This is a genomic window from Chitinimonas naiadis (assembly GCF_054780835.1).
In genome coordinates, this window is the sequence record NZ_BAAGVO010000004.1 from 874062 (window position 1) to 896701 (window position 22640).

The 22640-nt window shown below is 62.0% G+C and carries 28 protein-coding genes; 10 read left to right on the plus strand and 18 right to left on the minus strand.

Annotated elements, in window-relative coordinates:
* Positions 1-33 precede the first annotated feature (33 nt).
* Genes ACYVHK_RS10105 through ACYVHK_RS10115 form a run of 3 tightly spaced genes read right to left on the minus strand, consistent with a single transcriptional unit; the run spans position 34 to position 2543 of the window.
* A complete protein-coding gene (locus ACYVHK_RS10105) occupies positions 34-1365 on the minus strand; it encodes a sensor histidine kinase (protein WP_460530783.1) in 1332 nt (443 codons plus the stop codon).
* Complete coding sequence (locus ACYVHK_RS10110) at positions 1362-2120, minus strand: response regulator transcription factor family protein (RefSeq protein ID WP_460530786.1); 759 nt, start codon at positions 2118-2120, stop codon at positions 1362-1364. The genes ACYVHK_RS10105 and ACYVHK_RS10110 overlap by 4 nt, the downstream gene beginning before the upstream one ends.
* A gap of 51 nt (positions 2121-2171) precedes the next feature.
* Positions 2172-2543, minus strand: coding sequence for a GFA family protein (locus ACYVHK_RS10115; protein ID WP_460530789.1), 372 nt, complete (start codon positions 2541-2543; stop codon positions 2172-2174).
* 197 nt (positions 2544-2740) lie between these two features.
* Between ACYVHK_RS10115 and ACYVHK_RS10120 the strand changes: the two genes are divergently transcribed.
* A complete protein-coding gene (locus tag ACYVHK_RS10120) occupies positions 2741-3265 on the plus strand; it encodes a thioredoxin family protein (RefSeq protein WP_460530792.1) in 525 nt (174 codons plus the stop codon).
* Between the two features lie 125 nt (positions 3266-3390).
* A complete protein-coding gene (locus ACYVHK_RS10125; RefSeq protein WP_460530795.1) occupies positions 3391-4164 on the plus strand; it encodes a substrate-binding periplasmic protein in 774 nt (257 codons plus the stop codon).
* Between the two features lie 12 nt (positions 4165-4176).
* Here ACYVHK_RS10125 and ACYVHK_RS10130 read toward each other — a convergent pair whose 3' ends face one another.
* Positions 4177-4707 (minus strand): DUF4142 domain-containing protein, encoded by a 531-nt coding sequence (locus ACYVHK_RS10130; RefSeq protein ID WP_460530798.1) that lies wholly within the window; start codon positions 4705-4707, stop codon positions 4177-4179.
* Between the two features lie 296 nt (positions 4708-5003).
* On the opposite strand from ACYVHK_RS10130, the gene ACYVHK_RS10135 reads away from it, so the two are divergent.
* Positions 5004-5453 (plus strand): ferritin family protein, encoded by a 450-nt coding sequence (locus ACYVHK_RS10135; RefSeq protein WP_460530801.1) that lies wholly within the window; start codon positions 5004-5006, stop codon positions 5451-5453.
* Between the two features lie 309 nt (positions 5454-5762).
* Complete coding sequence (locus ACYVHK_RS10140; protein WP_460530804.1) at positions 5763-6887, plus strand: ABC transporter substrate-binding protein; 1125 nt, start codon at positions 5763-5765, stop codon at positions 6885-6887.
* Between the two features lie 54 nt (positions 6888-6941).
* Here the strand turns inward: ACYVHK_RS10140 and ACYVHK_RS10145 are convergent, their stop codons facing one another.
* Positions 6942-7928 carry an NAD(P)/FAD-dependent oxidoreductase gene (locus ACYVHK_RS10145; protein WP_460530807.1) on the minus strand — a complete coding sequence of 329 codons (987 nt, stop codon included), beginning with the start codon at positions 7926-7928 and terminating at the stop codon, positions 6942-6944.
* A gap of 134 nt (positions 7929-8062) precedes the next feature.
* Between ACYVHK_RS10145 and ACYVHK_RS10150 the strand changes: the two genes are divergently transcribed.
* The 3 genes from ACYVHK_RS10150 to ACYVHK_RS10160 all read left to right on the plus strand — a co-directional run bounded on the left by ACYVHK_RS10150 (position 8063) and on the right by ACYVHK_RS10160 (position 9182).
* On the plus strand, positions 8063-8371 hold the full coding sequence (locus ACYVHK_RS10150; protein ID WP_460530810.1) for a high-potential iron-sulfur protein: 309 nt from the start codon (positions 8063-8065) through the stop codon (positions 8369-8371).
* Entirely contained in the window at positions 8349-8597 is a 249-nt protein-coding gene (locus ACYVHK_RS10155; protein WP_460530813.1) for a TIGR02450 family Trp-rich protein, read from the plus strand. The genes ACYVHK_RS10150 and ACYVHK_RS10155 overlap by 23 nt, the downstream gene beginning before the upstream one ends.
* 147 nt (positions 8598-8744) lie before the next feature.
* Positions 8745-9182: a YybH family protein gene (locus tag ACYVHK_RS10160; protein WP_460530816.1), complete on the plus strand. Its 438-nt coding sequence runs from the start codon at positions 8745-8747 to the stop codon at positions 9180-9182.
* Between the two features lie 5 nt (positions 9183-9187).
* On the opposite strand, the gene ACYVHK_RS10165 is transcribed toward ACYVHK_RS10160, so the two are convergent.
* Positions 9188-9649: a GNAT family N-acetyltransferase gene (locus ACYVHK_RS10165; protein WP_460530819.1), complete on the minus strand. Its 462-nt coding sequence runs from the start codon at positions 9647-9649 to the stop codon at positions 9188-9190.
* Positions 9650-9915: 266 nt separating this feature from the next.
* Here ACYVHK_RS10165 and ACYVHK_RS10170 point away from each other — a divergent pair, with 266 nt between their 5' ends.
* Positions 9916-10710 carry a type 2 periplasmic-binding domain-containing protein gene (locus tag ACYVHK_RS10170; protein WP_460530822.1) on the plus strand — a complete coding sequence of 265 codons (795 nt, stop codon included), beginning with the start codon at positions 9916-9918 and terminating at the stop codon, positions 10708-10710.
* A gap of 44 nt (positions 10711-10754) precedes the next feature.
* Here ACYVHK_RS10170 and ACYVHK_RS10175 read toward each other — a convergent pair whose 3' ends face one another.
* Positions 10755-11195 (minus strand): potassium channel family protein, encoded by a 441-nt coding sequence (locus ACYVHK_RS10175; RefSeq protein ID WP_460530825.1) that lies wholly within the window; start codon positions 11193-11195, stop codon positions 10755-10757.
* Between the two features lie 115 nt (positions 11196-11310).
* A complete protein-coding gene (gene adh / locus ACYVHK_RS10180) occupies positions 11311-12828 on the minus strand; it encodes an aldehyde dehydrogenase family protein (RefSeq protein WP_460530828.1) in 1518 nt (505 codons plus the stop codon).
* Between the two features lie 262 nt (positions 12829-13090).
* Between adh and ACYVHK_RS10185 the strand changes: the two genes are divergently transcribed.
* Positions 13091-14896 carry a sigma-54-dependent Fis family transcriptional regulator gene (locus ACYVHK_RS10185; RefSeq protein WP_460530831.1) on the plus strand — a complete coding sequence of 602 codons (1806 nt, stop codon included), beginning with the start codon at positions 13091-13093 and terminating at the stop codon, positions 14894-14896.
* An 11-nt stretch (positions 14897-14907) separates the two neighbouring features.
* Here ACYVHK_RS10185 and ACYVHK_RS10190 read toward each other — a convergent pair whose 3' ends face one another.
* The 4 genes from ACYVHK_RS10190 to ACYVHK_RS10205 all read right to left on the minus strand — a co-directional run bounded on the left by ACYVHK_RS10190 (position 14908) and on the right by ACYVHK_RS10205 (position 17963).
* Complete coding sequence (locus ACYVHK_RS10190; RefSeq protein WP_460530834.1) at positions 14908-15387, minus strand: GNAT family N-acetyltransferase; 480 nt, start codon at positions 15385-15387, stop codon at positions 14908-14910.
* 150 nt (positions 15388-15537) lie between these two features.
* Positions 15538-16170: a DUF2238 domain-containing protein gene (locus tag ACYVHK_RS10195; protein ID WP_460530837.1), complete on the minus strand. Its 633-nt coding sequence runs from the start codon at positions 16168-16170 to the stop codon at positions 15538-15540.
* Positions 16171-16239: 69 nt separating this feature from the next.
* Positions 16240-17415: an acyltransferase family protein gene (locus ACYVHK_RS10200; RefSeq protein WP_460530840.1), complete on the minus strand. Its 1176-nt coding sequence runs from the start codon at positions 17413-17415 to the stop codon at positions 16240-16242.
* Between the two features lie 44 nt (positions 17416-17459).
* Positions 17460-17963, minus strand: coding sequence for a GNAT family N-acetyltransferase (locus ACYVHK_RS10205; RefSeq protein ID WP_460530843.1), 504 nt, complete (start codon positions 17961-17963; stop codon positions 17460-17462).
* Between the two features lie 94 nt (positions 17964-18057).
* Here ACYVHK_RS10205 and ACYVHK_RS10210 point away from each other — a divergent pair, with 94 nt between their 5' ends.
* Positions 18058-18480 carry a hypothetical protein gene (locus ACYVHK_RS10210; RefSeq protein ID WP_460530846.1) on the plus strand — a complete coding sequence of 141 codons (423 nt, stop codon included), beginning with the start codon at positions 18058-18060 and terminating at the stop codon, positions 18478-18480.
* 110 nt (positions 18481-18590) lie between these two features.
* Here the strand turns inward: ACYVHK_RS10210 and ACYVHK_RS10215 are convergent, their stop codons facing one another.
* From ACYVHK_RS10215 to ACYVHK_RS10240, 6 genes are all read right to left on the minus strand, one after another.
* Entirely contained in the window at positions 18591-19271 is a 681-nt protein-coding gene (locus tag ACYVHK_RS10215) for a DUF4253 domain-containing protein (protein ID WP_460530850.1), read from the minus strand.
* 49 nt (positions 19272-19320) lie between these two features.
* Entirely contained in the window at positions 19321-19845 is a 525-nt protein-coding gene (locus ACYVHK_RS10220; RefSeq protein WP_460530853.1) for a DinB family protein, read from the minus strand.
* Positions 19832-20290 (minus strand): GNAT family N-acetyltransferase, encoded by a 459-nt coding sequence (locus tag ACYVHK_RS10225; protein WP_460530856.1) that lies wholly within the window; start codon positions 20288-20290, stop codon positions 19832-19834. Before ACYVHK_RS10225 ends, ACYVHK_RS10220 begins: the two co-directional genes overlap by 14 nt.
* On the minus strand, positions 20287-21180 hold the full coding sequence (locus tag ACYVHK_RS10230) for an alpha/beta hydrolase (protein WP_460530859.1): 894 nt from the start codon (positions 21178-21180) through the stop codon (positions 20287-20289). Before ACYVHK_RS10230 ends, ACYVHK_RS10225 begins: the two co-directional genes overlap by 4 nt.
* 202 nt (positions 21181-21382) lie before the next feature.
* Positions 21383-21796 carry a VOC family protein gene (locus ACYVHK_RS10235; protein ID WP_460530862.1) on the minus strand — a complete coding sequence of 138 codons (414 nt, stop codon included), beginning with the start codon at positions 21794-21796 and terminating at the stop codon, positions 21383-21385.
* 145 nt (positions 21797-21941) lie between these two features.
* Positions 21942-22520, minus strand: a complete 579-nt coding sequence (locus tag ACYVHK_RS10240) for a YceI family protein (RefSeq protein WP_460530866.1) — start codon at positions 22518-22520, stop codon at positions 21942-21944.
* Between the last annotated feature and the right edge of the window lie 120 nt (positions 22521-22640).

Here is a 22640-nt window from a genome sequence, read left to right on the forward strand (position 1 = left end):
TCTAGCCCAAAGAGAACGAACGTTCACCAGATTTTATTCGGACTGTTGCACTGACCGTACAGGCAGGATCAGCCGCGCCGCCAGGCCGCCGCCATCGCGGTGATGCAAGGTGAGCGTCGCATTCATCGCCAACGCCAGCTGACGGGCTATGGCCAGTCCCAGCCCCGTCCCACCACTATCGCGATTACGCGAAGCCTCCAACCGGTAGAACGGCTGGAACACCGCCTCCAACTGGTCGGCCGGAATGCCCTCGCCCCGGTCACAGACCGCGATGCAGACCTGCCCGTCAGGCTGCACCTCCACAAACAGCTCTGCCGCGCCGCTGAACTTCAGCGCGTTGTCGACCAGGTTGCTGAGTATGCGATGCAAGGCTTGCGGCCGCCCCACCAGCGGGCCACCGACCTTGCCCTGCAGGGTCACGGACTTGCCGGCATCCAGATAGTCCAGCACCAGGCTGTCGAGAAAAGCATCCGGGTCCAGCCTGAGTGGCACTTCCGCCGTGGCGTGCAAGGTGCGCGCATAGGTCAAGCCCTCCCGTACCAGGCCTTCCATTTCCTTCAAGTCACGCTGCAAGGCGGTGCTCTGGGTATCCGGGTCCATCATGTCCACCCGCAACCGCATGCGGGTGATCGGCGTCTGCAGATCGTGCGAGATCGCCGCCAGGATCTGCATGCGCTCGCTGACCGACGCGGCGATGCGATCCTGCATGGCATTGAACGCCGTTGCAGCGCGAGCCACCTCGGTCGGGCCGTCCTCGGACAGGCGCGCGGCCTTCAGATCAAGCCCCAGCGTATCGGCAGCCGTGGCCAGTTGCGCGAGGGGGCGGGTCGCCAATCGCACCGCCAGCCAGGTACAGGCGCAGATCAGCAGCAACTGCGCGGCCAGTACCGCCAGCAGCCAGGGCGACAGCATCATGCGGTTCAAGCGCAGCTCAAGGGTCAGGGGCGTGCCGTCCCGCAATTGCAGATGCATCTGCAGGCGGTCATCACTCCCTGGCAGCAGATTGCTGCTGACCGCGTACGGCTGTCCCAGCGCACGGCTGATGGATGCCGACACCCGCTTTGTCCGTGCGGTATCCGGTGCCGCACCGGTCTGACCAGGCTCCAGCAGAAAGTGATAGTTGCTGCGTGCCAGCCGTGGCAACCAGTCGGCACGCTCGGCACTGGGCAAGCGCTCCAGCAAGGCGACCGAGCTCGCGATGTCCTGCTCAAGGTAGCCGAGCATCATGGTAGAACTGGCCTGGCTACGCTCGTACACGACCAGGTAGAAGGACAGCGCATGGGCCAGCACCAGCCCTACAACCAGGATCACCGTCAAACGCGCAAACAGGGTCTGCGGCCACCAGCGCAAGGTGGCTGGTGTCATGGCTGCGCCTCGTGCATCTCCACCTTGGACGAGAACACATAACCCTCGTTGCGCAGCGTCTTGATATAGCGCGGCTCACGAGCATCGTCGCGCAGACGCTGCCGCAACCGGCTGACCAGCAGGTCGATCGAGCGATCGAAGGGATCGGCATCGCGCCCCTGGGTCAGGTTCAGCAACTGATCACGGGTCAGCACCCGTTGCGGATGATCGAGGAAGACCCGCAACAGGCGGTACTCGGCCCCGCTGAGCGCCACCATCATGCCGTCGGCGTCGAGCAGATGCCGGGCCGTGGTATCGAGCTGCCAATCACCGAAGCCCAGCAACTGCACCGCCTCGGTGACCTGCAGGTTAGGCGGCAGCATGCGCGTCCGTCGCAGTACGGCACGGATACGGGCCAGCAGCTCGCGGATCGCGAAGGGCTTAGCCATATAGTCGTCCGCCCCCATCTCCAGCCCGAGCACCCGTTCGGTCTCGTCCCCCAGGGCGGTCAGCATCAGCACCGGTATCGTGCGCCATTTGCCCGCACGCAGCTCTCGGCATAGGGCGAGGCCATCTTCACCGGGCAGCATGCGATCAAGGATGATCAGGTCCACCGGACCTTGCTCCAGCACCGCCCGCATCTGGCGGCCGCTGGCGGCTGGCGACGCCTGCATCCCGTGCTTCTCCAGGTAGGCGGCAAGCAACGTCCGTATCTCCCGGTCGTCGTCGACTATCAGTACATGGTCCTTGGCATCCATGGCCATATCATAGCTCACGTCGCCCTCCCCCCAGTACCGTACGGGGCCTCATCCAGGGTGCCCAGGCCATCAGGCATCCTCCACCACCGACAGGCTGGCACCATCGCCCACGCCGGTCTCCAGCGCATAGACATCCACCTCGTCCAGGCAGCCCAGATTGACGCGCCACAACAAGGGGTTGGTACGGGTCTGGTGGAAAGGATAGATACCGCAATGCTTGCAGAAGTAATGCCGGGCTACGCGGGTATTGAACTGGTAGAGGGTCAGGGCATCCTCGCCACTGACGATAAGCAGGTCCGCGGCGGGAAACGACGGCGACATCAAAGCGCCCTTGCGCCGACAAAGACTGCAGTTGCAACGCATGGCCGGGGTGATGGCGGTGCTGACTTCAAACCGTACCGCACCACAGTGGCAAGAACCGGTGTACAGCTGCTGGGACATGATGGGCTCCAGAGTTGGCAATGCCCGCTTTATAGCCCCGGCCGAATCCCACTGTGTATCACTATGTATCTGCCCTCGACGGGGATACAAAACATTGCACCCGGGCAGCGTCTGCAACACATGCCGGATACATGGGCGCGTTTGAATGCACCCCATACCCGGCCTGCCGGTTCGTCGACCCTCACAAGGATGTTGCCATGATCTCTCTGCTCAAGACCCTGCTGGTCTCCGCCACCCTGGCCACCGTTGCGATCGGTGCGCAAGCCGCCCCGCTGAGCAACCCTACCCCCGCGCCGGAATTCACCGGCCTCGGCAGCTGGTTGAATTCGCCGCCCCTCACCGTCAAGCAACTGCGCGGCAAGGTCGTACTCGTCGACTTCTGGACCTACACCTGCATCAATTGCGTTCATACCCTGCCTTATGTGAAGCAATGGCATGACAAGTACAAGAGCCAGGGTCTTGTGGTGATTGGCGTGCATACGCCGGAATTCCCGGCCGAGCGCTCCACCGCCAACGTGCAGGATGCGCTAAAGCGCTTCGACATCCGTTACCCGGTCGCCCAGGACAACGAGTACGCTACCTGGGATGCCTACAACAACCGCTTCTGGCCGGCGGTCTACCTGATCGACAAGGGCGGGCGAGTGGTCTATCGCCACTTCGGGGAAGGCGCCTATGCCGAGACCGAGGCGACCATCCGCCGCCTGCTCGCACAGCCTGCCTGAGCAGGTCTCGCCCCTCAGCGTCTCGGCACGTTTGTGCTGCTATGCTGACATGCATCTGCTCTCTGCCCGGCCAACCAGACCAGGCAGAGATCGGGCCAATACCCAGTAGAGACCCAGGCAAGCCCATGCGAACTGTTCATCTCCTCCTGTTGCCTATCCTGCTTTGCCTGGCGCCATTGCCGTCTTATGCCGCGGACAAGGCCCTGGTCCTGGGTATCGGGGAATGGCCGCCGTATTTTTCTGCCGCACTCAAAGAGAATGGCGTCTTTGCGCATATCGTCACAATGGCCTTCGCTCGCGAAGGACTATCGGTCCGGTATGACTTCTACCCCTGGAAGCGCGCGCTGCTGCTGGCCGAACATGGCAAGATCGATGGTTCGCCCGGTTGGGTCATGACCGACGAGCGCGCCCAGACGCTGCTGTTCAGCGATCCAGTCATCCTGTCCCGCGAGGTATTGTTCTTCCGCAAGGAGAAACCGGTCGAGTTCAATACGCTGGCCGATCTGAAGGGCAAGGTCATCGGCATTACGCTGGGTTATTCCTACGGGGACGCTTTCGACAAAACCGTAGCAGATGGCAGCCTCAGCACCGAGAGTGCCAGCAATGACGAAACCAACCTTCGCAAGCTGCTTGCCGGTCGGCTCGACGCCGTGGCACTGAACCGTGGTGTGGGCTACCACCTGCTGGCCAGCAAGTTCAGCCCGGTGGAGCGCGCCAGGCTGGTCGATTCACGCCAATACCTGTCCGAGAAGCAATCACGGCTCGCCATTGGCAAGGCCCTGCCAGGAGCCACAGCACTCATGGCCTCGTTCAACCGCGGCCTGGCCAAGCTGCATCAGGATGGAACGATAAAGCGCATGCTGGATGCAGCCGATCGCGGTGACTACGAATCCAAATAGCGCGCGCCCCATTTATTGCGCAATCTGCTTGCTGGCCGCCAGTGCCCTGCCCATCTCGAAATGCTGCTGGATCGCCGGCAGGGTGCTGGCCGCCCACTTACGCACCATCAGGGTCTGCCCCCGCTCGGCCTGATGGCTGAACAGCTCGACCGCCTTCATATGGGCCTTAACCGCAACGCTATCGAGATACTGATGGTTGAAGGTATCGGCTGAAGCCTGCTTGAGGTCGGCCATGACCTCCTCGTCCGGCTTGGTGGGCGGCATCATCATGCCGACCTGCCTGACCACTTTCACCAGGCCAGCCTGGATGCGGCGATGCTCGACAAGCATATGCTTGGCGAACTGCCGGACATCCTTGTCCCGCGATCGCTGCAAGGCCAGCTTGCTCGCCTCGATCTCGGTCGCACCGGCTACGGCAGCGGCACTGACAAAGTCCCGGTCCACCGCCGCGACATTGGATTGCACATCGGGTGTGCCGTCGATGGCAAAGACACTGAGAGAAAGTGCCAGGATGGCCACGGTACTGCTGTGGGGAATACGCATGACGTGCTCCTTCTGCGGAATTCGCTGTCATCACAAGTTACCGATGACACCGCTTACTCCGCACACGCTGTGCCTGCCGGCAGATCCACTGCAAGACGCCTCAAGTCGGATGCCCGCCTCATCACGCCGCCATTCACCGCTCATCGCCCATGCAAGACTTACATCGGACAAGGCGATAGTTACATCTGGCAGCGAGGGGCAATCGAACGCGTATCAAACTACAAGCACTGCCATCCCGGCAGGAATAGGGTTTGCTGCAGGACGCTTACTCTCCTCTTTGGCGAATGGAGCACACAATGAACAGCGAACAAATCATCGATGCGCTCAATGGCCTGATCGAAGTCTGCAAGGACGGCGAGTACGGCTTCAACGAATGCGCACGTCACACCGGCACCAATGCGATCAAGAGCATCTTTCTGAAGCGTGCAGGCGAATGCCAGTTGGCGGCAGATGAGCTGCAGGCACTGGTGCGCCAGCATGGCGGGGTGGCGGAGGAAGGCGGCAGCTTGATCGGCGCAGTTCACCGTGGCTGGGTCACGGTACGCAGCGGCCTGAGCAGCGATGACGACCTGGCGATGCTCGAAGAATGCGAGCGAGGCGAGGACAGAGCCGAAACCGAGTACGGCAAGGCACTGGGCCTGGAACTACCGACCTGGGTGCGTGAAGTGGTGATACGGCAGTATGAAGGCGTGATCGCCAATCACGACCACATCAAGTCCCTGCGCAATATGCGGCGCGCCGCTTGAGGTATCGCTGACAAGACCATTTGCGCAAACCGGCGGCTCCTGTAGCACAACGACATGACGGCAATATTGCCAATATTCCCTGTATTTTCAATCGCCTGTAGCACTGATGAAACTACTTAGCCGCCCGCATGTGGTTAACCCCACTTACGCGGCTATGCCCTCATCATGGAAAATTAGCACATTCGGATTTAACCACAGTCGATCGCCGCCTAGCTTCCAGCCAGGTGGCATTTGTACTTTGCCTCGCCGAATTCCGACATTGCCACAAACCGCAATGCGGCCGAATTTTGATACGTAGGGAATAGAAAAATGAAAGCAATCATGCTGAGCAGCCTGCTCGCAACCTCTCTGTTTGCCCAAGCAGAAACCGGCGTTACCGATAGCGAAATCATCATCGGCCAATCGGCCGCCACCTCCGGCCCGGCAGCTGAGCTGGGCAAGGGCGTGGCACGCGGTGCCAAGGCCTACTTCGAACAGATCAACAAGAAGGGTGGCATCAACGGTCGCAAGATCCGTCTGGTCACCCTGGACGACGGCTACGAGCCCGAGCGTGCTGCCGCCAACACCAAGAAGCTGATCGAATCGGAAAACGCGTTCGCCCTGTTCGGCTACGTCGGTACCCCGACCTCGAACGCCTCCCTGCCGCAGATCAACCAGGCACGCATCCCCTTCATTGCGCCGTACACCGGTGCAGACAGCCTGCGCGCTCCGTTCAACCGCTATGTGTTCAACGTGCGGGCGAGCTACCGTGACGAGGCCGAGGAAATCGCCAGCTCCATGGCCAAGCTCGGCATGAGCAGCATCAATGTGTTCTACCAGAACGATGCCTTCGGTGCTTCCGGCCTCAAGGCCATGCAGGATGCGGCCGCCAAGTACAAGATCACCATCAACGCCACCGCCACCGTTCAGCGCAACAGCGTGGACGTCAACAAGGCCGTGGAAGAGCTGGTCATGAAGAAGCCGGCCAACGCCGTGTTCATGGTTGCCGCCTACAAGTCGAGCGCCGCCTTCATTGCCTCCGCCCGTTCGCGCAACTTCATGGGCCCGTATTACAACGTGAGCTTTGTCGGCACCGAAGCGCTGGTTGGCGAGCTGAAGCAAGACGGCAGCGGCGTCATGGTGTCGCAAGTCACCCCGTCGCCCTATAGCGCCGTCAAGCCGGTATCGATGGAATACCAGAAGATGCTGAAAGCCACAGACGTCGCCAGCGTGGATTACCCCAGCATGGAAGGCTACCTCGGCGCCCGTATCCTGGTGGAAGGCCTCAAGCGCGCCGGTCGTGACCTGACCCGCGACAAGCTGATCAACGCACTGGAAAGCATGGGCGACTACGACATGGGCGGCTTCCGCGTCCGTTACTCGGCCAGCAATCACAACGGTTCGCAGTTCATCGACATGACGGTACTGGACAGCAGCGGCAAGATCCGCAGCTAAGTCTCACCGCACCGTCGGTCACGCAACGCCCGGTCCGACCGGGCGTTGTTGTTTCTACAGGGTCTGGACCGTCATCTGCCTGGCCAATGCCTGGCCACTCAACCATGCTCCCTCCACCTTGCCACCATGGAGCCAGTCTCCACAGAGGCCGAGCCCCAAGGCCGGATTCCAGATTGACCCGATCGGCGGTAGTGGGTCTGTATCCGCGTAGCGCCAGCGGTGGATAGACCAGCTTGCCGGCGCAGTACCGCCCAGCTCGACAAAGGCCGCCAGCAGGGCAGCCGCAACCGTGTCGCCGCTCTCCTCGATATGGGCTTCGCTCCACTCGGCAGTCGCATGCAGCAACCAGGTCTCGCGCCCTTCCCTTCCCGGTTTGCTGCTATCCCGCGCCAGCCAACGCAAAGGCCCCTGATTGACGAAAGCCGCGTCGAAGCTCAAGCCCAGCGGAGCCTCAAACTGCAAGGCCATAGCCCAGCTTGGTTGCATGCGGACCTTGCCGGCGACATCTGCCAAGTCTGGGGCAATGCCAACCAGCAGGGGAACTGCTTGCGGCGCGGGTACTGACAGCAGCACGGCATCGAAGACTTCATCCAGCAACCCCGCCTCCTTGCTGTACAACTGCCACCCCCGCGCGACCGGCGCGATGCGCTGAATCGTCTGGAAAGTAGCAATATCCAGCCCGGCAGCCAGCAAGCGGGCTGGGGCGGTCATACGCGGCGTACCGACAAACCGCGTCACCTGCCCCTCTACGGGCCGACGCGCCTCCGCATCGATAGCGATCAAGCGGGGCCGCCATATACCGGCCGCACCGGCCGTTTGCCAGCGCGCCACTTCGGCATGGAATGCCGGATCGCGGGCGGTAAAATACTGCGCGCCATGATCACACTGCCAATCATCGCCACGCCGGGTACTCATCCGACCACCGGTAGCACGACTCTTGTCCAGCACAAGCACGTCCCAGCCAGCGGCCTGCAGCGCGGTACCACAAGACAAACCGGCCATTCCGGCGCCAATCACGGCAACTTTGCGTGAGTTCTTCATCTATACCTCGGTTGCAACTTGGTACGAATCCGTTTGAGGAATCGGATCGCAACAAGTGCCAAAATACTTGTACACTATTTGTACAATACAAATAAAGTTTACTCGTAAACCCCGATCGCAACCAGGAGCACGTCATGAACCCACGTCGTCGCTTTATGTTTCAACTCGTCCCCGCTGCCGGCGTCATTGCTCTCTCCCCTGGCGTACTAGCCGCCCCGGAGAAAGCCAGCGAAACTGACCCTACCGCCGCCAGCCTCGGTTACAAGATGGATACCAGCAAGGTCGACAAGGCCAAGTACCCCAAGCACGCTGCCAACCAGGACTGCGGTAACTGCATGCTGTTCCAGGGCAAGGCGGGTGACGCCTGGGGACCCTGCCCGGCCTTGGGCAATAAACTCGTAGCCAGCAAAGGATGGTGCAGTGCCTGGGTCAAGAAAGCCTGATCGACGCAATGCGGTCCACCCCAAGAAGCTGCTGCTGAGCAAGTGGACCGCCGTCACCCCACAGCACCGCGAGAAGCACTTCCTGGTCACCGAGGTAGAAGAACCAGACGTGCCGGGCGGCGCCGTGATATGGCTGCATCTGGAAGCCATACTCACCCGCCGCAGTTATAGGCTGCCCTGGCGGGAACTGGGTGACGCCAGTCACTGGGTTCCCGGTTGGAAGTAGTTGTAGGCCAACAGACAATCCCACTGTTCATGAGCGGCATCCGGTACATCGTCCGGGCGCCGCTCATATCTTTTGGCTGCCCGGGTAGCCACACCCCACGCCAGGCGTGGATACTGGCACCCACTTACCGATTGAAGGCCGTAGACCATGACGAATACGATCCGCTTGCTTCTGTGCGCCATACCGCTATTTACCCTGGCGGCGCCGCTCAGCCCGATGGAAGTCGTCGAAACCTTCCATGCCAGCATGGCCGCCGGCAAGCAGGCGGAGGTCGAGGCCTTGCTACTACCGGATGTATTGATCTACGAATCTGGCTATGTAGAGCGATCCCGTAAGGAATACGCCAGCCATCACCTGCCCGAGGACATAGCCTACGCCAAAATCAGCCCAACTCACGTACTCAAACGCAACATGATGGAGACAGGCGACCTGGCCCTTGTCACCGCCGAGACCGAAACCCTCGATGCGCGGGGCAAGACCCCGACCCAGCACGCGGGGACCGAGACCATCGTGCTCAAGCGGCTGAATGGCGAATGGCGCATTGCCCATGTGCACTGGTCATCGCACAAGCGCAAAGGCCCATAACGCATTCAGAACAGCTTGCGATAGACCAGAAAGCCCGATCGCTCGGCCACCTGGTCATATAGCCGCATCGCCGTCTGGTTGGTCTCGTGCGTCTGCCAATAGACGCGTGGTGATCCGGCCTCCCGAGCGCAGGCATAGATCGCCTCGATCAGCGCTCTGCCGATACCACCGCCACGGGCGGTCTCCACCGTATAGAGATCCTGCAGATAGCAGGACATCTGCAGCGCCGTGGTACTGCGATGGAACAGGTAGTGCGCCAGCCCCAGCAGCATCCCATCCTGCTCCGCCACCAGCGCATGCACCGGCTCCGTAGCCTCAAAGAACCGCCTCCAGGTGGTACGGGTGACTTCCTCCGCCAGCGCAGTCGGACCGGAGCGGCCATAGAAGGCGTTGTAACCCTCCCATAGCGGCAGCCACGCGGCATGATCGGCGAGTTGTACCGGACGAATCAGCAAGGTGGCAGGCAAGTTGGGCACTCCTGTAGATGCGAGTAAAAACCGGAGGAGCACTGGCACGGCAAAGAAAATGATCGTTCATTTCCAGGCGGGGAACCGAGCCATCAAGCTGCAACAGGCTATTGATTAAAATAGCAAATCTGCTTATAAGCATCGCCAATAAGCAATCAATGAAATACCAATCATGGTCAGGCACCAAAACCCGTCGTTTCCGCGATGATTGACTATGATCGAATGCAAACCCTCCCAAAACCTATAAATCCTACAAAGGACCACCCATGCAACGACTACTACTGATTGGCCTGCTCGGCGTCGCAGCCCTGCCTGCCCTGGCCGATGACCTGGACAAGATCAAGGCAAAAGGCGAGGTCGTGATCGGCGTTCGCGAGAACTCCCCACCATTCGGCTACTTCGACAAAAAGCGTGGCGTGGTGTTTGGCTACGATATCGAATTTGCCAATTACGTCGCCAAGAAACTCGGCGTCAAGCCGGTCTTCAAGACTCTCGAACCCGCTGATCGCCTGCCCTCCATCAAGGACGGCCGTGTCGACCTCGTGTTCGCCTCGCTCAGCAAGACCAGCGAGCGCGAGAAGGAAATCGACTTCAGCGTCGGCTACTTCATCTCCACCCAGAAGATGCTGGCCAAGAAGGGCAAGTTCCAGAACCTGAACCAGCTCGACACCATGACCATCTGCGTACCCAAGGGCACCACCAATGCCAAGCTGCTGCAGGGCGTCTCCTCCAAGGTCACCATCCTGAACATGGATGACTATGACGACACCCTCGCCGGCCTCACCGGCGGCAAGTGCGATGGTGCATCCGGCCCCGAAGCCACCATGCTGGGCAACCTCGCCAAGCTCAAGGCTCGTGGCGAGTATGAAGTAGCCGATGTCCCCATCGCCTCGGAAGTCCTGGCCGTGGGTATGCGCAAAGGTGAAAAGCGCCTGCAGAAAGCCGTGAACGACGCCCTGGTCGATGCCGAGAGCACCGGTGAAGCCGTGCGTATCTTCAATAACGCTTTTGGCCCAAGCTCGGCAGTCCAGTTGGTCCGCTCCTTCAAGATCGTCTACTAAGCCCTGTCCGCCCTGTCAGCCTGCGTTGGCAGGGCGTTCCTTCCTCAAGGGTTGTCTGCGCCGTCCATGCGCCAGAACCGCTCCATCGCGATATAGATGTAAGACGCCGACCAGCCGATCAGCAGCAGGCCGTTCAAGGCCTCTGCGCCTGCCAGCAACCGCACCGGACCAGACGGCGTGAGATCGCCAAAGCCCAGGGATGTGTAGGTCTCTGCCGAGAAATACAGGCAACTGGTCAGCGAGAACCCCGCCGGGCCATTGAGCATGCCAGCCCCCGCGTAGTGCACCAGCCCGAACAGGGCGGTGCCATACAGCGCCATCTCCAGCGCATGCGCTCCAAACGCCGCAAAGAACACCACCAGCAACTTGCTGCGGCTCGGGATGGGCAAGCGCGGCAAGCCTGCGCTCAGCGCGCGCAGTATCTCGTAGTGGAACACCGTGGTCAGCGCGACCAGCAACAGGCAGGCAAGGAGGACGGAGAGCATCTCCCACGGACTGCCACCCGGGGCCGAAGTTCGCCCGCGCGGATAGCCGGTGCAGCCATAAAAAAGCCCCGCTGAAGCGGGGCAATGACGTAGACAACCTCATGCAGAGAGACGATCAGAAGAACCCGAGCGGATCATCGCTATAGCTGACCAGCAGGTTCTTGGTCTGCTGGTAGTGATCCAGCATCATCTTGTGATTCTCGCGCCCGATGCCCGATTGCTTGTAGCCCCCGAAGGCCGCATGGGCCGGATAGGCGTGGTAGCAATTGGTCCAGACCCGGCCGGCTTCGACCGCACGCCCCACCCGGAAAGCCGTATTCATGTCGCGGGTCCACAGGCCGGCCCCCAGGCCGAAGTTGGTATCGTTGGCGATGGCGATGGCTTCCTCTTCATTGCGGAACTTGGTCACCGACAGCACCGGCCCGAAAATCTCCTCCTGGAAAATACGCATCTTGTTGTGACCGGCGAAGACCGTGGGCTTCACGTAGTAGCCACCCTCCAGCGGCCCGGGCAGCATCTGCCGCCCCCCACCAATTAGGCATTCCGCGCCTTCGGCCTTGCCGATATCCATATAGCCCAGGATCTTGTCCAATTGCTCCTGCGAGGCCTGCGCGCCAATCATGGTGTCGCGCTCGAGCGGGTTGCCCTGCTTGATCGCGGCCACCCGCTTGAGGGCCTTTTCCAGGAACTGGTCATAGATGGACTCATGCACCAGCGAGCGCGAGGGACAGGTACAGACTTCACCCTGGTTGAGCGCAAACATCACGAAGCCCTCGATCGCCTTGTCGAGGTAGCGGTCATCCTTGGCACAGACATCGCCAAAGAAGATATTGGGTGACTTCCCACCCAGCTCCAGCGAGACCGGAATGATGTTCTGGCTGGCGTACTGCATGATCAGGCGACCGGTACTGGTCTCGCCGGTAAAGGCGATCTTGGCGATGCGCTTGCTGGATGCCAGCGGCTTGCCCGCCTCGAGGCCAAAGCCATTGACGACATTGAGCACGCCCGGCGGCAGCAGGTCACCGATCAGTTCCAGCAGCACCAGGATGGAGGCCGGCGTCTGCTCGGCCGGCTTCAATACCACGCAATTGCCGGCGGCCAGCGCCGGCGCCAGCTTCCAGGCAGCCATCAGGATGGGGAAATTCCAGGGAATGATCTGCCCGACCACACCCAGCGGCTCACGGTAGTGATAGGCGTAGGTAGTGTGGTCGATCTCGCCGATACTGCCCTCCTCCGCCCGCACACAGCCGGCAAAGTAGCGGAAGTGGTCAATGGCCAGGGGGATATCCGCCGCGAGCGTCTCGCGGATCGGCTTGCCGTTGTCCCAGGTCTCCGCCGTGGCCAGCTTTTCCAGGTTGGCCTCCATGCGATCGGCAATCTTCAGCAGGATGCCCGAGCGCTCGGTGGTCGAGGTCTTGCCCCAGGCGCGCTTGGCGGCATGGGCCGCATCCAGTGCGCGTTCAATGTCCGCCTCGTTCGAGCGAGGAATCTCGCAGAAGGGCTTGCCGGTAATGGGCGTGACGTTCTCGAAATACTGCCCGCTCAGGGGCTCCACCCACTGGCCGTTGATGTAGTTGCCGTAGCGCGCCTTGAACAGATTGTCCTGGCCAAACTTGCCTGGCTCCATGTGCATGATGGTCTCCTGGTTATGGTGCGCGCGGGGATGCGCCACCCCACCATCGCAGCAAGCGTGCCACCCACCCTGGCGACCCACCGAAGACCACCCAAACCGTTGATCCCGCTGGGAAATCCACCACCTTTCGATATTCCGCTTGCGTTGGGCACGGCTGGCAGTCGCATAATGAACCCACATAAACAGACCGGGCTGTCGCAGTTTGCGACACAGCCTTGTCGCGCCGGGTTCGCGGGCGACACTGCGGACAAAGGAGACAGTTGTGCCCCAAGCCACTACCGAGTTGCTGGCGCTGGCTCGCCAACGCTTTTTCGAACAGGGCGACCTGCCGACCGATGTCGTGCCCGAGCTGATCCTGCGCTCCTGGCAGCGCAGCCGTGTGCTGCAGCCCGACCTCGACATGGCACAGGCCATCACCCCGCACCAGTTGCGCGAACGACACGAGCAACACCTGCAGCTACGCCGCGCCGCCCAGCCCGCGCTGGAGTCGCTGGCCGAGGAAATGCGCAGCCTGGGTGGCATGGTGATCCTGACCGACCCGGACGGCCTGATCCTGGATGCCGCCGGCGACCTCGCCTTTCTGAGCCGCGCCGAACGACTCGCACTCAAGCCCGGCAGCAGCTGGTCCGAAGCCGGCCGCGGCACCAATGCCATCGGCACCGCGCTGGCAGAACGTAGTGCCGTGGCCGTGTTCGGCGCCGAGCACTATCTGGCTGACAATCGCATCATCAGTTGCGCCGCCACCCCGTTGACCGGGCCGGATGGCAGCCTGGCTGGCGTGCTCGATGTATCGGGCGAGGCCGGCCGCCTCCCGGCCGAATCCCTGGCACTGGTCCGCCTTGCCGCGGCCCTGGTCGAACATCGCCTGCTGCTCGATAGCGCCGGCCCCCTGCCCCGCCTGCACTTCCATCGCCAGGCCGCCATGCTGGGCAGCCATCGGGAGGCCGTACTGATCGTCGATCAGGACCGTATCGTCGGCGCCAACGACAACGCCCTTCGCCTGCTGGGCATCAGCCGGGAGCGGCTGATCGGGTCGGCGCTGGAAGACTGGTTCGACAGCCTGCCCGCCCGTCGCAGCGGCGAGACCCTGCTACCGTTCAGCGAACGCGCCGGCCTGCCGCTGGTGGGCCGCTGGGGCAACCTCCAGTCCAGCCAGACACCACCCCAACGCCAGACCAATGAGGGCGACGCCCTGGCACCGCTGCTGGCCAGGGCCATCCGCGTCCTGAACGCCGGCTTGGGTGTACTGCTGCACGGCGAGACCGGCGTCGGCAAGGAAGTCTTCGCCCGTCGCCTGCACAGCGCCAGCCGACGCCAGGATGGCCCCTTCGTGGCGGTGAACTGCGCCGCACTACCGGAAAACCTGATCGAATCCGAACTGTTCGGCTACGAGGAAGGCGCCTTCAGCGGCGCACGCAAACGCGGCATGCCCGGCCGGGTACGAGAAGCGGCCGGTGGCGTGTTGTTCCTCGATGAGATCGGCGACATGCCGCTGGGTCTGCAAGCCCGCCTCCTGCGCGTGCTACAGGACAAGACCGTCACCCCGCTCGGCGGCGGCAAGACGGTGAAGGTAGATTTCGACCTGATCTGTGCCAGCCATTGCGACCTGAACGAACTCGTCACCACCGGCCAGTTCCGCGCCGATCTGCTGTTTCGCCTGCGAGAGTTCGAAGTCATCCTCCCGCCCCTGCGTCACCGCGAAGACAAGGCCACCCTGCTCGACCGCCTGTTCGCCGAACTCGGCGGCACGGCCACCCGCCTGCAACTGGCACCCACTACCCGGCAAGCACTACTGCACTACGGTTGGCCCGGTAATGTACGGGAGCTGGTCAGCACCCTGCGCACCCTGATCGCACTGGCCGAGCCCGGTACCACGATAGCGGCGGGCGACCTGCCACCGGCGATGCAGGCCCGCGACACGCAGACCGCGCCACTGGCCACCCTGACCCAGGACGCCATGGACGCAGCACTGAATGATTGCGAGGGGTGTGTAAGCAGTGCGGCAAAGCAACTGGGGATCCATCGCAGCACGCTCTACCGCCATTTAGCGAGGCGTGACCAGAACTAGCAAACGCAACGTTACACCAGCACCAACACCATCTTCTGCACCGTTACCTCCGGGTGGCTATCCAGCACCTCGGTATGGTCCAGAAAACGGAACCCCAAGCGGGTATAGAGCTTGCACGCGGAGACATTCTCCGGCGCAACGGACAACACCACTTCCGGGTGCCGCAACGCACGGGCCTTGTCGGCCACGGCTTGCACCAGTTGTTCGGCCACGCGCTTGCCGCGGGCCATAGGTGCCACCCAGAGGGAAATAAGCTGGTATTCGCCTTGGGTCTCGACACCACCAACAATGCCCACGGCCTCGTCACCATCCCAGGCGAGCCAGAAGTTGGGCTGGGTAAGTGGCGACGCGCGTTCACGCCAGAGCGCATCGCTGAACTGCAGCGTCTCCTCGTAGCTCATGCCAAAGGCGAGGGGCGCGTCCTGCAAGGAGGCGAGGCGTATGGTCTTGAGGGCTTGCCAGTCTTGTTCGGTGGTGGAGCGTATCTGCATGGTTTTCTTCTAGTCTGGTGGGACCCGTTACCGCGTGAGGGTTGCATCCTGCAGGCAGCCGCTATCCGCAGGCCGTTTACCTCAGGCCATATTGCACAATGCCCGGCAGCGCGTACAGCGCGATCACCCGTCGACACCTCCGGAAGTCCGCTATCTCCCCGACGGCGGATGGGCCAAAGGCAAGCGCTCGATCTGGCTATCCTGCCAGCGTGCAAACAGGATGATCGCGACCGTCGCGCCCAGCATGGCCATGCCCATGTCCGATTGGGTATCCCACGGGTCGCCCTGGGTGCCGAGAAATTCATCCGCACCCTGCCCCAGCGTGATCGCCGCCCCCCATTCGATCAGCTCGTACCAGGCACTAATCGCCATGGCAACGCACAACGACAGAAAACCCGCCATCCGCCGCCCGGCCACATGCCCGCCGTGCAGCAATATCTCGCGGGCGATCAGGGCTGGCACAAAGCCCTGCGCAAAATGGCCGATCTTGTCGTAGGGGTTGCGGCTCAGGTCGAAGTACTCCTGCATCCAGAAGCCCAACGGCACCTTGGCATAGGTATAGAGCCCGCCCAGGATGAGGATGAGCGCATGGATAAAGATCAGCGCATACAGCAAGGGGGTCAGCGGATAGCGGCGGTGGGTTGCCGCCAGCAGTGGCAGCGCCACCAGCACCGGGGCGACTTCCATCAGCCAGGTTGCCCGATCTGTCGTGGCGAGCCCGCTATACAGCAGCGCCAGGCACAACAGCAGGCCGGCAGTCATCAGCAAGGTCTTGTTCAGCATGCGTAGCGTCCTTGGGGGTGGCTTGCAAACATATCGCAAGTGCTCGGTAGCACTCAATCCGTCCAGGTTCTATCTCACTTGAGTAGTGAGCGTCCATCCCCGCCGCCAGGCCGGGACGCACTGCCGCAGCCAGTGGTTGAGCGGGGTCGAGAAATACCGCGCCAGCGCATGACCCAGCAAGCCACAGACAGCCACATTGGCAAGGTAGAACGGCAGCAGCCAGGTCGTGGGTAACTGGGCCTGCTGGTAGACAGGGACAGTCAGCAGGACGACAAACATGTGGCTCAAGTAGATCTCATAGCTATGGCGGCCAAACCATTGCAGCAGGTTCGGCCCCGGCCAGGCGGCGTAGCGGCTCCAGCCGGGCCGGCCATAACAGGCCGCCAGCACCAGCGCGGTACCCAACGCCAGCGTGGTGACGTCGAGCCCCACCTTGGTCAGGCCCAGCTGGAATACCCAGCCGCGGAAATACAGCACCAGGGCCATCAAGGCCGCCCCCACTGCCAGCAGGTAACCGGCATGCCGGCCACAATAGCCATAGCGGTGGACCAGCACCGCCGTGATGCAGCCCATGGCAATCTCGCCCATACCCGAGAGATAGGCATGGTCCATCCAGATCTCGTTGCTGCTGAATACCGTGCGCGAGAATGGGCCCAGCACCACAAACACCAGCAAGCCGGCAATCAGCCGCTTGGGGCCGCGCAACAGCAGGCAGAGGAGCGGAAAGCCCAGGTAGAAGGCCTCCTCGACCGAAAGCGACCACAGCACATCCCAGGCACCCGGCAGATAACCCACTAGCGCCTCGGCCCAGTTGAGCCAAAAGGTCAGCGCTGAGGCGATCGCCAGCAGCAGGTGCCCATCGCCCTGCTCGGCCGAAAATGCCGGCACACCCATCCCTTGCAGGACAGATTGCACGACGATGAACAGCAACAGGCAGGGTGCAAGACGAGCAACGCGGAACAGGTAGAAGTCAAAGCGCGAGATACGATCCAGACTACCCCAGCGCTGCAGCGATACCGTGGTGATTAGAAAGCCCGAGATCACGAAGAACACGATCACGCCCTGATAGCCGCTGGAGAACAGAAAATTCAGCGCGCGGCGAGAGAGGCCGGCAGCGATCTCGGCCTCCTTGAACGGGACGCGGATATTCAGATGCAGCAGCACCACGGCGATGACCGCCCAGCCGCGCAACACATCGATCAGGCCATGTCGGGCCGACGTATGAAGGGGGGATTCGTGCCGCATGGGCCTCCGGTATTTTTTTGTTTTTGCCGCCCGCCAGCCGCGTACTAGGCCAGCGGCTTGGACATGATGTGGGACTGGAACCCGAACTGCTGCCCCTGGTAGAAGCGGATGGCCGACTGATTGAAGTCGAATACCTCCAACCGTATCTCGACCGCCTCCCTGGCGCGGGACCAGGCCTCCACCTCGCTGAACAACTGCGCGCCTATGCCCTGCCTTTGCGCGCTCCGCGCCACCACGATGGTGCCAATACGGCACAGCCGGCGCGGCAGGATAAAGGGAATCGCGTGATTCTCGCTCAGCGTGGCGGTGACAAAGCCCTGCAACTGGCTACCGGTCTCTGCCAACAGGACGATGCCCGTCTCGTTGGTGATGGCATCCTGCCAGAACCCACGGTCGCGCTGCTGGCCGCTGCCGCCGGCAAACACCGTCGGGGCATGGGTGTGGTGCAGCTCGCTGATCTCATCGGCCAGTATGCAGATCGCCGTCAGGTCGTCCAGGTTCGCGCGGCGGACGACCACACGGTCGGCGTCGACGGGTGTGAGGGACATGCGTTTCCTCTCTATTCGTTCTTGGTATGGGGGAGGAGCATACCGCCAGTCATCCGCAATTGTCAGCGTCCTGCTCAGCAAGCAACCGGCCGGCATGGCACACTCTGTGGGTCTGCCTGTCCGGTCACCCCAAGTGGAAGAAATCCTCATCCTGATCGCCCAGTTCCTGATCGAAGTCGTCGCCCAGGTACTGATCGAACTGCCGTTTGAATTCAGCAAAGGCCGTAAGGACAGGCCGGAAGAAGGCTCCTGGCTGCGCTATATGGTGTTCCTGTTCATCGGGGGTTTGGCCGGTGGCGTCAGCCTGTATTTCTTCCCTGGCACCCTGTTGCACCAGCCCTGGCTGCGCGTGGCCAACCTGCTGGTAGCCCCGCTATTGTCGGCAGCATTGGCCCAGGCAATTGCGGAACACCGTCGCGATGCGAATCCATTCATCTCGCCGTCGGTTCATGCCTGGACCGCCTTCTGGTTCACCTTGGGGCTGGCGGGGGTTCGATTTGCCTATGTGCAGCATTGAGCTCGCAGGGATGCGAGGTTTTTCACCGCGTATATCTCAGCGCTGGTCGCAACCTTGCTGATCATCTGCAAACGCAAAGGCGAGCCGCTACCCTTGCTGCGGCAGGACAATCAATCCCACCAAAGGTAAAGCGCGCGCGTCTGGCGGATAGAAGTAGCCAAGGCATCGACCGACCCTACCCCCTGGTCCACCGTATCCGGGCAGAAGGCATACACCGCACGGGCAAAGGCCGGCACATCCTTGGGTAAGGCGCGCAAGGTGAGCTGGATCGTATCGCTTTCCACATGCCAGATATCTATGCCATAGCTCGCATGCCAATGCCGTAGCTGGGCAATCAGCGCCTCGGTACTCTGGTCGTAGTTGGGCGCGGACGTCCTGGCGATGCGCAGGCTGTCAAACTGATCCTTGCCTTCCGCCACCACCAGTTCCACACCGTTGACCGAAGGCTGGGCGAGGCTGTTGCTGGTTCCGGCAAAGGCGATCAGACCATCAGGCAGCCGCGCCCGAACTGCCTTGAGCATGGGCACCACCTGGCCGGTAGCAAGCAGGACGGAACGTGCCTGGGGATTGCGAGCCCGGCCAAAATCATGGGTGGCGTAAGGCCGGACCGGCTGCCGGGTAACGCTGGCCAGGATTTGCGTCGCCTCGAGCAGGCGGCCGTTCTGAACCTCGTCCGGCGCTTTGGCGGCAAGGGAGAGCGGGAGCGACATGAATAGCAGCGAAAACAGCTTCATTGCGACACGACGATGGCGAGCAAACGGAATGGCGGGAACGCAGGTTGCCTGATTCATCAGACTAACGCATCCCCCAAATAAAGTAAGGGAAAACCTCGATTCGTGCTCAAACCCCGCCTCGCGCCGCTTCGATCTTGCCCAGCAGCCATTGCAAGCCAGCCAGGTGCTGCTGGTCATGGCTGCACAGATAGTGCGCCAGGCTACGCAGTGTCAGTGCACCGTAGCCTTCGAACGCGGCTGGTCGTGCCAATTGGGCCGGTGTCAGGCTGGCAAGCAAGGTAACCGTCTCGGCACGGGCACGGCGGAACGAGCTAAAGACCGCCGCCAGGTCGGCAGCCGGATAATCCCGTTCCCGGGTCACGGCAACGCTGTCGATGGAGACCAGCAAGGGCCTGTCCTCGTTGAGGGTACGGGCAAAACGTATATGGTAGCCCTCGATCTCAATATCCCGAACATGGCAGACCTGCTCGATGGCCGTGAACGGCTCGCTCGGCACCCCCTCCCAGCTCTCCGGCGCCCAGTTACGGTAGGCCACGGGAATGGCCGCGAAATGCGCCTCCAGTTGCTGCGGGAAAGCAGCCAGGGCACTCAAGGTGGTCGGGTTCAGTGCAAGGGGATCATGCAGATTCATAGGAGCTTCTCCGGCAGGACCAGCGGTGGGCGGTGAGTTCAAACCGTATTTCACCGCTGTCTGTCAGCCCATTCTGCCGCCAACCCGCCTGTTCGTAAAAGGCCTGGGCACGCGTACCTGGTCCTGTCGACAGCGAAAGTGCCTCCAGCCCCTGTGCCCATAACCATTCGATCATCACTTCATGCAACTGGCGGCCATAACCACGCCCAGCATGCTCGGGATGGACAAACAGCGCCCAGATACTGCCAGTCTGCGCATTGCCGATCGAGAAACCCACGATACGCCCGTCTACCTCCACGACCCAGCCACGGCCCGTGCGGGTGATGGCATCCGCCACCTCGGCGTCGTCAATACGGCCGGGCTGCAGGGTATTTTCAGTCACGGCGTAGCGGACATCAAAGATGGCCGGAATATCGGCCACCTGGGCCATACGTAATAGCGTCACGGTGCGTCCTTGCCCGCCTCGGGCGGCACCGCCCAGCGTAAGGCCCTGCCAATGAAGCTCGGCAGCATGGTCATTTGCCCTTCTCCCTTGATGATCAAGGATTCGACTTTCAGGCCGGCCTCCTTCCGGGTCAGGGCCGTCAGCAGGGACTTGGCATCCTTGAGCATCTCGGCATCCTCGGCCCCGCCCACTGCCAGGAACACGGCGGTCTTGCCACTCCCCTTGAAACGCCCCGCCTGAGCCAGCAAGGCAGGCTCGGCCCAGAGCGCGGGGCTGCCAATCACGTAGTTGCGAAAACTGGCGGGTGCATTGAGCAGGATATGCGCCGCGAACAGGCCACCATAGGCGTGGCCAAATAGCGTGGCATTGGCCGGGTCCACCGGGTAGCGGGCCTCGATCGCCGGTTTGAGCTCCTCACGCAGGAAGCGCTCGAACAGCGCCCCACCACCGGTCGGCATGCCGCCCGCCTCCGGGTGCGTCGTGACCACGTGCACCAGGTCCATGCTGCGCTTGATCAACCAGTCCTTGGCCAACTGGGACGGGTAGCCGATACCCACGATATAGGCCGGGCCGGTATCGCTGCTGAAAGAGGTGATCAGGGCCGCATCGGCCGCAATGCCGAACGCCATATTGCCGTCGAGCAAGTACACCACCGGCACCCGTTTGGCGTCCGGCGCGGCCGCCCTCGCCACCTGGATCAGCATGTCCCGCCCCAGTGCCTTGGAGGGCAGGACGAATTGCTCAGTCCCCCAGAGTTCGGCCCGCTGAACGGCCGGCTTGGCAGCGGGAGTCGGGTCAGCGGCCTGAGCGGCAGCCAGGCTAGCGACAAACAGGGAGATCAGGCGCAGCCAGATAGCGCGCCGTCGGGATAGAAGGTGGAGGGTCTGCATGGTGGCTCCAAAGGCCAACGGAGAGGCAATACACCCCGTATCGATGACCATATGGATCAGTATGTGTATCAGTCCCGGTCAGGGCAAGGCAACCAGGCGGAACGGTGCGCCGTTCCAGCAGGTGACACAGCGGGTCGCGTGCGCCCGGTTGCAGCCACGAGTCAGCATCAGCAACCGGTCGTCGCAACCTGCTTAAAGCGGATTACATCGGCCCCGGCACATTCACCATCCAGGACACACCAAAACGATCGGTCAACATGCCAAAGCATGGCGACCAGAAGGTTGCGCCCAAGGGCATGGTGACCTTGCCACCCTCAGTCAGGGCATTGAAGTAGCGGTTGGCCTCGGCAGCATCGGCAGGCGCGATGGAGAGCGAAAAGCCCTGGAAGTCCGGCTCGCCGGTACACATGCCGTCCGACAACATGATCACGCTGCCGCCGACCAGCAAACTGGCATGCATGATCTTCTTGCCCGAGTCCGGCGGCATATTGGGCGGCGGGCCATCAGGGCTCTCCTCCATTCGCATCATCATCTGCACGTCGGCATTCAGGGCCTTGCGGTAGAACTCAATGGCCTCTTCACAGCGGCCACTGAAAAACAAATAAGGCTGGATCACGGTTTTCTCCTTTGGCTGGGGGGGGATTATGGTTATGGCTATGAACAAGACCATCGCCGCCCGGGTCCCTGGGCGATGTCAAGGAACTGCTCAGAGAACGTGACGGCGGCGGATGTTCCCCTCGCGCCACCGCCGTTCGTCCGCATCAATTTGCCGCAGCGACCGCTTCCACCTGTATGCGTAGGTTCACATCCATCTTGAAGCCATAGGGCTTGCCGGCCTCAATGCCAAACTGGTCACGCTGGAAAACCGCCGTCGCATCGGCACCGCACAGCTCGCGCTTGAGCATGGGGTGCGGGATGCACTTGAATTGGTGGATCGTGAGGTTCACCGGTCGGGTGACGCCATGCAGGGTGAGCTCGCCCTCGACACGCGTCGGTGCGCCATTGGCAAAGCCCGCCAGCTTGCCCTGATAGCGGGCCTCCGGGTACTTGGCCACGTCGAGCAGCTCCGCTTCCTTTGCCACCTTGTTCATCTGTTCGTGACCAAAGTCCACGCTGGCAGGATCGATCTGGATATCGACCGTCCCGCTGCCCGCCGCCTTGTCCAGCACCACCTTGCCGCGACTGCCGTTGAACTTGCCGCGCCAGACCGATATCCCCATATGGTCGGCCTCGAAACTGGGGTAGGTATGGGCGGGGTCTATCTCGTAGACGACGGGAGCCGAGAAAGCGGCACCGGCGGCCATCAGGAACGAAAGGGAAAGTAAGTGCCTTGTCTTCATCCGGTCTGTCCTCGTGGGGGCATCAATGGGTTTCATCCTGCGGCAAGCCGCCGGATCAGGATGGCACTCCAGCTTGCCCGGGACAAGGTGATCATCCGTCCGCTCGCAGCGGCCTTCCCG

Coding starts and splice junctions, on each gene's coding strand:
- ACYVHK_RS10105 (WP_460530783.1), bottom strand. CDS start 1,365: ATGACACCAGCCACCTTGCGCTGGTGGCCGCAGACCCTGTTTGCGCGT.
- ACYVHK_RS10115 (WP_460530789.1), bottom strand. CDS start 2,543: ATGTCCCAGCAGCTGTACACCGGTTCTTGCCACTGTGGTGCGGTACGG.
- ACYVHK_RS10120 (WP_460530792.1), top strand. CDS start 2,741: ATGATCTCTCTGCTCAAGACCCTGCTGGTCTCCGCCACCCTGGCCACC.
- ACYVHK_RS10125 (WP_460530795.1), top strand. CDS start 3,391: ATGCGAACTGTTCATCTCCTCCTGTTGCCTATCCTGCTTTGCCTGGCG.
- ACYVHK_RS10130 (WP_460530798.1), bottom strand. CDS start 4,707: ATGCGTATTCCCCACAGCAGTACCGTGGCCATCCTGGCACTTTCTCTC.
- ACYVHK_RS10135 (WP_460530801.1), top strand. CDS start 5,004: ATGAACAGCGAACAAATCATCGATGCGCTCAATGGCCTGATCGAAGTC.
- ACYVHK_RS10140 (WP_460530804.1), top strand. CDS start 5,763: ATGAAAGCAATCATGCTGAGCAGCCTGCTCGCAACCTCTCTGTTTGCC.
- ACYVHK_RS10145 (WP_460530807.1), bottom strand. CDS start 7,928: ATGAAGAACTCACGCAAAGTTGCCGTGATTGGCGCCGGAATGGCCGGT.
- ACYVHK_RS10150 (WP_460530810.1), top strand. CDS start 8,063: ATGAACCCACGTCGTCGCTTTATGTTTCAACTCGTCCCCGCTGCCGGC.
- ACYVHK_RS10160 (WP_460530816.1), top strand. CDS start 8,745: ATGACGAATACGATCCGCTTGCTTCTGTGCGCCATACCGCTATTTACC.
- ACYVHK_RS10170 (WP_460530822.1), top strand. CDS start 9,916: ATGCAACGACTACTACTGATTGGCCTGCTCGGCGTCGCAGCCCTGCCT.
- ACYVHK_RS10175 (WP_460530825.1), bottom strand. CDS start 11,195: ATGCTCTCCGTCCTCCTTGCCTGCCTGTTGCTGGTCGCGCTGACCACG.
- adh (WP_460530828.1), bottom strand. CDS start 12,828: ATGCACATGGAGCCAGGCAAGTTTGGCCAGGACAATCTGTTCAAGGCG.
- ACYVHK_RS10190 (WP_460530834.1), bottom strand. CDS start 15,387: ATGCAGATACGCTCCACCACCGAACAAGACTGGCAAGCCCTCAAGACC.
- ACYVHK_RS10195 (WP_460530837.1), bottom strand. CDS start 16,170: ATGCTGAACAAGACCTTGCTGATGACTGCCGGCCTGCTGTTGTGCCTG.
- ACYVHK_RS10200 (WP_460530840.1), bottom strand. CDS start 17,415: ATGCGGCACGAATCCCCCCTTCATACGTCGGCCCGACATGGCCTGATC.
- ACYVHK_RS10205 (WP_460530843.1), bottom strand. CDS start 17,963: ATGTCCCTCACACCCGTCGACGCCGACCGTGTGGTCGTCCGCCGCGCG.
- ACYVHK_RS10210 (WP_460530846.1), top strand. CDS start 18,058: ATGGCACACTCTGTGGGTCTGCCTGTCCGGTCACCCCAAGTGGAAGAA.
- ACYVHK_RS10215 (WP_460530850.1), bottom strand. CDS start 19,271: ATGAATCAGGCAACCTGCGTTCCCGCCATTCCGTTTGCTCGCCATCGT.
- ACYVHK_RS10220 (WP_460530853.1), bottom strand. CDS start 19,845: ATGAATCTGCATGATCCCCTTGCACTGAACCCGACCACCTTGAGTGCC.
- ACYVHK_RS10230 (WP_460530859.1), bottom strand. CDS start 21,180: ATGCAGACCCTCCACCTTCTATCCCGACGGCGCGCTATCTGGCTGCGC.
- ACYVHK_RS10240 (WP_460530866.1), bottom strand. CDS start 22,520: ATGAAGACAAGGCACTTACTTTCCCTTTCGTTCCTGATGGCCGCCGGT.